Here is a 7,828-nt window from a genome sequence, read left to right as displayed (position 1 = left end):
CCGTCATCGGAGACTCATCGTCCTTCCAGCGTAGGAAAGTGGGGCCGACCTCAACACAGGGATGTCTAACTGCCCTCGCGCCAGGCCCGCCACAGTCGTGCGTACCGTCCGCCCAGGGCCACGAGCTCCTCGTGGGTTCCCTGCTCCACCACGCGTCCCTCGTCCAGCACGGCGATCCGGTCGGCCGCCATCGCCTGGGTCAGCCGGTGTGCCACGAACAGCGTGGTCCGGTCCGCGCACGCGGCCCGTACGGACCTCTCCAGTTCGGCGGCTCCCTCGCTGCCGGCCTCCGCGGTGGACTCGTCGAGCACCACCACGGGTGCCCGGCTCAGCACCAGCCGGGCCAGGGCGATCTGGGCGACCTTGGTGACGTCCAGGCGCTCGCCTCCTTCACCGACCATGGTGCCCAGGCCGTCGGGCAGCGCGGACACCCAGTCCGCGGCGCCCACCGTGCGCAGGGCGTCGGTCAGTTCCGCGTCGGTCGCCCGGGGCGCGGCCAGCCGCAGGTCTTCGGCGAGCGGCCCGGAGAACACGTGGGTCTCCTGCGTCAGGATGCTCACCAGGGCCCGCGCGCCGGCCTCGTCCAGGCCGGCGAGGTCGTTCTCCCCGATCCGCACCGAACCGGCCTGCGGGCTGCCGATGCCCGCGATCAGGGCGGCGAGGGTCGACTTGCCCGCGCCCGTCGCCCCCACGAGGGCGAGCGAACCGCCCGCCGGGATCGTCAGGCTGACGTCCCGTAGCACCGGGTCCTCGGCGCCGGGGTAGCTGAAGGTCAGCCCCTCCACCGTCACCGGGTACTCGGCGACGTCCGCCGTACCCACGGAGGCGTCACCCACCAGCCGGTCGTCGGCGGACTCCCCCAGCACCCCGACCAGGCGGGTGAGGCTCGCCCCCGACTTCTGTGCCTCGTCGAAGGTGAACATGATGGCGCCCAGCGGGGTGAACAGCCGGTGGAACATGAGCGGCGCCGCCGACACGTCGCCCAGGGTGGCGGCGTCGTTCTCCAGGAGGACGTATCCGACCACGAGGATCAGGACGAGTCCGATGAACTCGGCGCGGTTCTCCCGGCCGACGAACCGGCCGAAGATCCGGAAGACGTCGATGCCGAGCTCGCGCACCCGCCACGACCTGTCGGTGACCTTCTCCCGGAAGGCGCCTTCGAGGCGGTACGCCCGGACGGTGTCTATCCCGTTCAGTCCGCTGATCAGCGCCTGCGCGCGGTCGGCCTGGGCCACCCGCTGCCGGCGGTACAGCGGGGCGGACCGCGGCAGGTACCAGCGCAGGGCCAGCGCGTACGCGGGCAGTGCGCCGGCGCCCGCGAGGCCGAGCCTCCAGTCGAGCCCGAACATGCCGATCGTGGCGATGGCCACCAGCACGCCCGCCGAGAACACGGTGGGGATGGCCGTGCGGATGCCCCTGGACAGGACGGCCACGTCGTCGCCGACGCGGGAGAGCACGTCGCCCCGGCCGACCTGCTCGACGCGGGCGCTCGGCATGCCCAGCACCGCCCGGACCGCGGCTTCCCTCAGCCGTGCGAGGAGGTCGGCGCCCAGCCGCCCGATCAGATACGTCGACACCGCGGTCACCGCCGCGCCGAGCAGCGCGGCGGCTCCCATCAGGATGCCGATCGTGACCAGGACGGAGCGTCCGTCGCCGTCGACGACCCCGTCGACCACCCGGCCGAGGAGGAGCACCGGCAGCACCTGGAGCGCCGCCCCCGCCACCGTGGTGAGCACGGTGGCGGCGGTCAGCCACGGCACCTCGCGGCAGCGCGCGGCGACCCAGCGGGTGGACTCGCCCCCGGCCGCCGTGCGCAGGGTGGCGGGGGCGACGCGTGTGGCGGTGCTGCTCACCCGGGGACCTGCACCGGGCAGTGGCGGGACCGGGCGGTGTGCGTCACTGGTCGACCGACTTGACGAGCTCGTCGATCCCGTACGGCATGGAGAGGAGGGTGCCCTGGGACAGAGCCGCACCGACGGCCGGGCCCTCGCTGTCCAGCAGGTAGGAGACCTTGCCGTCCTTGACCGCGGACAGGTTGGTGAACAGCTCGAACTTCTTCAACGCGTCCGTGTCCGCCTTGTCGTTGATGACGAAGATGCGGTCGACGTCGATCAGGTCGACGCGCTCGGGCGAGAGAGCGGTGGAGAACTCGCCGCCGGCGACCTTGTCGATCTGGGTCGCGCCCTTGTAGCCGAGGCCCGTCAGCAGCCGTCCGCGCACATCGGTGGTGGTGAAGGCCGAGATCGAGTCCTTGTACCAGGACACCGCGACGGCCGTCTGGTCGGCGAACTCCGGGTGTGCCTCACCCGCCGACTCCAGCTTGGCCTGGATGTCCTCGACCAGCGCCTTGCCCTCGGCCTCCTTGCCGAGCGCCTTGGCGATGTGGACCGCGTTGTCCTGCCACGGAGCGCTGAACAGATCCTTCTCCGTCTTGGTGCGGCCCACCGTCGGCGCGATCTTGGAGAGCTTGCCGTAGGCGGCCTCGTCGATCTCGGAGTAGACCGCGATGATGAGGTCCGGGCGCAGCGAGGCGATCTTCTCGTAGTTGGGGCCCGCGTCGCCGTTCTTCATGACGACCTCGGGGCGGGCGTCGCCCCACTTGTCCTTCACCCAGGGCCACTGGGTGTTGATGTCGGGGGACTTGCCCGCCGGGTTCGGGTACTGGTCGACCATGCCCACCGGCTTGATGCCGAACGCCAGGACGGTCTGGTCGTCCGTGTAGCCGACGGTGACGACCCGCTCCGGGGCCTTGTCGATCTTCGTGGATCCGAAGGCGTGCTCCACGGTCACCGGGAACACCCCGGTCGAGGCGGCAGGGGCCTTGTCGCTCTTGCCTTCGTCCGCGTCGGAGCCGCAGCCCGCGAGGAGGCCGGCGCCGAGCGTCACGGCGGTGAGAGTCACCGCAAGCCGCCGCCATGGCTTCTGAAACGTGGATCTGTGGAAGAGCATCCGGAATCCCCTGCTTTCGCGCTGTCCGCTACACCCCGTCTGAGGGCAGCCAAACCTTATTCATAACTGGTGAGGTTAGCCTAGCCTAACTCTGTGAATTTTCCCTGCTCGGACCTCAGTTGATCTGCACATGGGTGCGTCCGATGGGCACGATGAGGGGCCGGCCCCCCACCGGGTCGTCGATCACCTTGGCCCGCAGTCCGAAGGCCTCGTGCAGGAGATCGGCCGTGATCACGTCACGCGGGTGCCCCTGCGCCAGGATCGAACCGTCGCGCATGACCACGAGGTTGTCGCTGTACCGCGTGGCCAGATTGAGGTCGTGGAGCACCATGACGACGGTGCGGCCCGACTCGTGAAGGTCGTCGACCAGGTCGAGCACATCGATCGCATGGGCCAGGTCCAGGTACGTGGTCGGCTCGTCCAGCAGCAGCAGATCGGTGCCCTGAGCCAGCGTCATCGATATCCAGACGCGCTGACGCTGCCCGCCGGAGAGCGAGTCGACCGGACGGTCCGCGAGGTCCGACACCCCGGTCATGGCCAGCGCACGCTCCACGACGGAGACGTCGTCCGACGACCACTGCCGCAGCCAGCTCTGGTGAGGATGGCGCCCCCGGGCCACCAGATCGGCCACCGTCAGCCCTTCCGGCGCCACCGGGGCCTGCGGCAGGAGGCCGAGCTTCCTCGCCACGTCCCTGGTCCGGAGCTTGACGATGTCCTCGCCGTCCAGCACGACGGCACCCGCGGTGGGCTTCAGCAGCCTCGTCAGGGTGCGCAACAGGGTCGACTTCCCGCAGCCGTTGGGGCCGATGATCGTGGTGATCAGACCGGGCGGGACGGTCACGTCGAGGCCGTCGATGACGGTCCGTCCGCCGTAGCCGACCGCGATGCCCTTCGCCGCGAGCCGAGGGACGTCCTCGACCGCCGGTCCGCTCTTCGTCAGGTGCTCAGCGCCCACAGGTCCCCCCGTTGTCCGGCTCGTACGGTCGTGTCGTGTCGTGTTCATCAGCTACCTGAGGTTCGCCCGCACCAGCAGATATACAAGGAAGGGGCCGCCGATGGCCGCCGTGACCACGCCGACCGGAAGGGTGACCGGAAGCGCGGAGCGGGCCGTGAGGTCCGCGCCGATCAGCAGCAGAGCGCCCACCAGGCCCGAGGCCACCAGCGGCGGTGTCGGGTACCTGACCAGACGCATCGCCACCTGGGGCGCCACCAGCGCCACGAACGGAACCGGCCCCGCGGCGCTCACCGCCGCGGCGGCCAGCAGCACCGCGCACAGCAGCAGGACCGCCCGTACCCCGGAGAAGCGGACGCCCAGCCCGGCGGCGACCTCGTCACCGAGGTGCAGGGGCTTGAACTGGAACGCGACGGCCGCCACGACCACCATGAGGACGAGCGTGCACCAGAACACCACCCGGACCTCGTCCCACGACCGGTTGTCCAGCGAGCCGACCAGCCACACCTGCGCCCGCGCCACGTCCCTGATGTCGGCCTTGGTCAGGAGCCAGGTGGTGATCGCCTCCATCACGGCGGTCACCGAGATGCCGATGAGGATGAGCCGGAATCCGTCGACCCCGCGCCGCCACGCCAGGAAGTACACCAGCAGACCGGTGCCGAGGCCGCCCACGAGCGCCGCGGCCGAGAGACCGACGGTGCTGACGACCGCGGTGGCGGCCCCGCCCGACACCGTCACCAGGAACACCGCGGTGGCACTGGCTCCGCCCGTGATCCCGAGGATGTCGGGGCTGGCCAGCGGATTGCGTGCCACGGACTGGGTGATCGCCCCGGACACCCCCAGGGCGATGCCCACGAGGAGCCCAGCCAGGGCCCGCGGCATCCGCAGATCCATGATCACGAACTCGTCCACCTGCTCGCCCCGGCCCAGGATCGTGGCGATCACCCGGGACAGGCCGATGGGGAAGTCCCCGATCCCGATGGAGAGGCAGAACACCAGGAAGGTGGCCGCCGCCAGCAGCAGCGTGACGCACACCATCCAGGGCCGCCAGACGAACGACACCTGGCCGAGCCGCACGCCGGGTGTCATCCGGCGCTCCACATCTGTCCCGTTCATGCGCTCCTGAACTTTCCTCGCCATACGAGCACCGCGAAGAACGGGGCGCCGAGCAGGGCGACGACGACGCCCGCGTCGAGCTCGCCCGGCCGCACCACGAGGCGTCCCACGATGTCACCGACCAGAAGGACGACCGCCCCGAGGAGCCCCGCGTAGGGCACCAGCCAGCGGTAGTCCGGCCCGGTCATGTACCGGGCGACGTGGGCCACCATCAGCCCGAGGAACGCGATGGGACCGCACGCCGCCGTCGCCGCTCCCGCGAGCAGGGTGATGGCGACGATGCCCACGGTCCGGCTCAGCGCGATGTTCACGCCCAGCCCGCGCGCCACGTCGTCCCCCAGGTTGAGCAGGTTGAGGGAGGGCAGCGTCGTCAGGGCCAGGACCACTCCGACCGCGATGAACGCGGTCACCGGCCAGATCACGTCGAAGCCGACCCCGGCCACGGAGCCCGCGTTCCAGAACCGCAGCGCGTTCAGCGACTGCAGGTCCGTCAGTGCCACCGCCGTGGTCATCGCCGCGAGGAACACCGTGACGCCCTGCCCGGCCAGAGCCAGCGTCAGCGGGTTGCCGGCCCCGCGCCCGATGCTGGACAGCCCGAACACGACGACACCGGCGGCCGCCGCCCCGAGGAAGGCGAACCAGACGTACTGGAACGGATCGGCGAACCCGAACACGGCGATCACGGTCACCACGGCGAACGAGGCCCCCGAGTTCACCCCGAGCAGCCCCGTGTCCGCGATCGGGTTGCGCGTGTACCCCTGGATCAGCGACCCGCCGATCCCCAGGGCGATACCCGCGACGATCGCGAGCACCGTCCGGGGCACCCGCACCGTCCGCACGATCAGCCTGATCTCGGTGAGACGCTGGTCGGGGTCGGGAGAGGCGAACAGCCCGTGCCACACCTCCGCGGGACTCAGCGCGCGCGCCCCGACCGCCAGCGACGCGGCGGCCCCGATCACGAGCACCACCACCAGCGCGCCGAGGCCCACCATCCGTCGTCGACGGGCTTCCGTCGCCCCCCTGGGAACAGGACGCTCCACTGCAGTCGTGCTCATGTCGACGTACGTTATCCCTTTGATCTACACGGTAGGCATCGGCAGTCGGGGGCCCGGCGCGAGGCCGGAAGCGAATCCCCGGGGGCTCATCCGGCGGTGCCGCCGGTACCCTCCGCGACCAGCCGGGCCTCGTCGGAGGCTGCCTTGACGCCCCGGTCGAGCAGCGAGTCGAGGATCTCGCCGACCCGTATCGCGGTGTTCGACAGCAGGGCGGACGTGATGCCGTGCGTGTGTTCCGTCCCGCCCTGGAGGTAGATCCCGCAGTCCAGGCCGGGGTCGGTCGCGATGCGGTAGTCACGCTCGACCCGGACGCGCCCGTCCTCGTCGCGGAGGCAGCGGTCGGCGGCCTCGCCCAGGAGACCGAGGGGATCGACGGGGCTGTAACCGGTGGCGAACACCACGACGTCGGCGTCCAGGACGGTCTCCTCCCCCGTGACCAGGGACTTCACCGTGGCTCGTACGGTGTCCGCAGTCTCCTCGACGGCGACGAGACGGGAGACGTTGAGGAAGCGCAGCCGTTCGGTGCCGAGAACCTTCTCCCGGTAGGTCTGCCGGTACAGGTCGTCGATCAGGTCGATGTCCACCACGGAGTAGTTGGTGTTGCCGTGGTAGTCCATCAGCTTGCGCTTGACGCTGCCGGGCGCGGCGAAGTACTCGTCGACCGCACCGGGGTCGAAGATCCGGTTGGCGAAGCTGCTGTCGTCGGCGGGGCTGTAGCCGTAGCGCGAGAAGACCGCGCAGACCTCGGCCCCGGGGAAGCGGCGGTGGAGATAGGCGACGTTCTCGGCGGCGCTCTGTCCGGCGCCCACGACGACGAAGCGGGAGGGCGAGGTGCCTTCCAGCGCGTCGACCCTGGCCAGCAGTTCGGAGTTGTGCCAGACGCGGTCGCCGCGCTCGACGCCCTCGGGCATGAGGGGGCGCAGCCCGGTGCCGATGACGACGTTACGGGCCCGGTGGGCCACCAGCCCCTCCTCGGAGCGGACCGTCACGTCCAGGTATTCCACGGCCCCGTCCCGCTCGACGGGCGTGACGCCGACGACCTCGTGGGCGTACGAGGCCATGTCGGCGACCTTGGCCGCCGCCCACTCGAAGTAGTCGTGGAACTCGACCCGGAGGGGGAAGAGGTTCTTGTGGTTGATGAAGTCGACCAGCCGGCCCCTGCTCTTGAGGTAGCAGAGGAAGCTGTACTCGCTGGCGGGGTTCCGGAGCGTCACCAGGTCCTTGAGGAAGGACACCTGCATGGTCGCGTCGTCGATGAGCATCCCGCGGTGCCAGCCGAAGCGCGGCTGCTGTTCGAAGAAGTGGGCGGTGACCGGCGTCCGGGCGCCCGCGTTGTGCTCGCTGACGGCGAGCGCCATGGCCACGTTGGACGGCCCGAAGCCGATGCCGATGAGGTCCAGGACCTCCGGTGCGTCGCCAGGCTGAACCTGTGACATGTCACTCCCATCGTGCGGGGAAGGCCGCCTGAAGGCGCACGGGAACCGAAAGGCGGGCACGCGGAACCGAGCGGCCCGTTGCGATTTAGGTGAGCCTAAGCTCATCTCCCGGAGCTGTCGAGAGGGGTATGCCGAGGCTCGGGAGACCACGGCCACCAACAGGTCCGCCATGAGGCCCTGTTACAGACTAAGGTAAGCCTCACTTTACTGGGTTGTCACCATCCCCTGTGCCGAGGAGTCATTCATGCGGGTCGTCATGTTCGGGTACCAGACCTGGGGCCACCGCACCCTGCAAGCCCTCCTGGACTCCGAGCACGACG

6 protein-coding genes are annotated in these 7,828 nt (G+C 70.2%); all 6 read right to left on the bottom strand.

Annotation, left to right across the window (positions count from 1 at the left end):
- Positions 1–65: 65 nt before the first annotated feature.
- Entirely contained in the window at positions 66–1,853 is a 1,788-nt protein-coding gene (locus tag JKV81_RS18525; protein ID WP_202076853.1) for an ABC transporter ATP-binding protein, read from the bottom strand.
- A 43-nt stretch (positions 1,854–1,896) separates the two neighbouring features.
- Complete coding sequence (locus tag JKV81_RS18520) at positions 1,897–2,949, bottom strand: iron-siderophore ABC transporter substrate-binding protein (protein WP_129260061.1); 1,053 nt, start codon at positions 2,947–2,949, stop codon at positions 1,897–1,899.
- A gap of 115 nt (positions 2,950–3,064) precedes the next feature.
- Positions 3,065–3,904: an ABC transporter ATP-binding protein gene (locus JKV81_RS18515; RefSeq protein WP_129260060.1), complete on the bottom strand. Its 840-nt coding sequence runs from the start codon at positions 3,902–3,904 to the stop codon at positions 3,065–3,067.
- 51 nt (positions 3,905–3,955) lie between these two features.
- On the bottom strand, positions 3,956–5,017 hold the full coding sequence (locus tag JKV81_RS18510; protein ID WP_129260059.1) for a FecCD family ABC transporter permease: 1,062 nt from the start codon (positions 5,015–5,017) through the stop codon (positions 3,956–3,958).
- On the bottom strand, positions 5,014–6,072 hold the full coding sequence (locus tag JKV81_RS18505; RefSeq protein ID WP_129260058.1) for a FecCD family ABC transporter permease: 1,059 nt from the start codon (positions 6,070–6,072) through the stop codon (positions 5,014–5,016). The genes JKV81_RS18510 and JKV81_RS18505 overlap by 4 nt, the downstream gene beginning before the upstream one ends.
- 86 nt (positions 6,073–6,158) lie before the next feature.
- A complete protein-coding gene (locus JKV81_RS18500) occupies positions 6,159–7,508 on the bottom strand; it encodes a lysine N(6)-hydroxylase/L-ornithine N(5)-oxygenase family protein (protein ID WP_202076852.1) in 1,350 nt (449 codons plus the stop codon).
- Positions 7,509–7,828: the final 320 nt, after the last annotated feature.

It is taken from the genome of Streptomyces silvae (genome assembly GCF_016745505.1).
Classification (GTDB): Bacteria; Actinomycetota; Actinomycetes; order Streptomycetales; family Streptomycetaceae; genus Streptomyces; species Streptomyces silvae.
This window is presented reverse-complemented; position numbering and strand designations above follow the sequence as displayed.

What these genes read in the sequence shown, in the direction of transcription:
- JKV81_RS18500 (WP_202076852.1), bottom strand. Translation starts at nt 7,508, where the DNA reads ATGTCACAGGTTCAGCCTGGCGACGCACCGGAGGTCCTGGACCTCATC.
- JKV81_RS18510 (WP_129260059.1), bottom strand. Translation starts at nt 5,017, where the DNA reads ATGAACGGGACAGATGTGGAGCGCCGGATGACACCCGGCGTGCGGCTC.
- JKV81_RS18505 (WP_129260058.1), bottom strand. Translation starts at nt 6,072, where the DNA reads ATGAGCACGACTGCAGTGGAGCGTCCTGTTCCCAGGGGGGCGACGGAA.
- JKV81_RS18520 (WP_129260061.1), bottom strand. Translation starts at nt 2,949, where the DNA reads ATGCTCTTCCACAGATCCACGTTTCAGAAGCCATGGCGGCGGCTTGCG.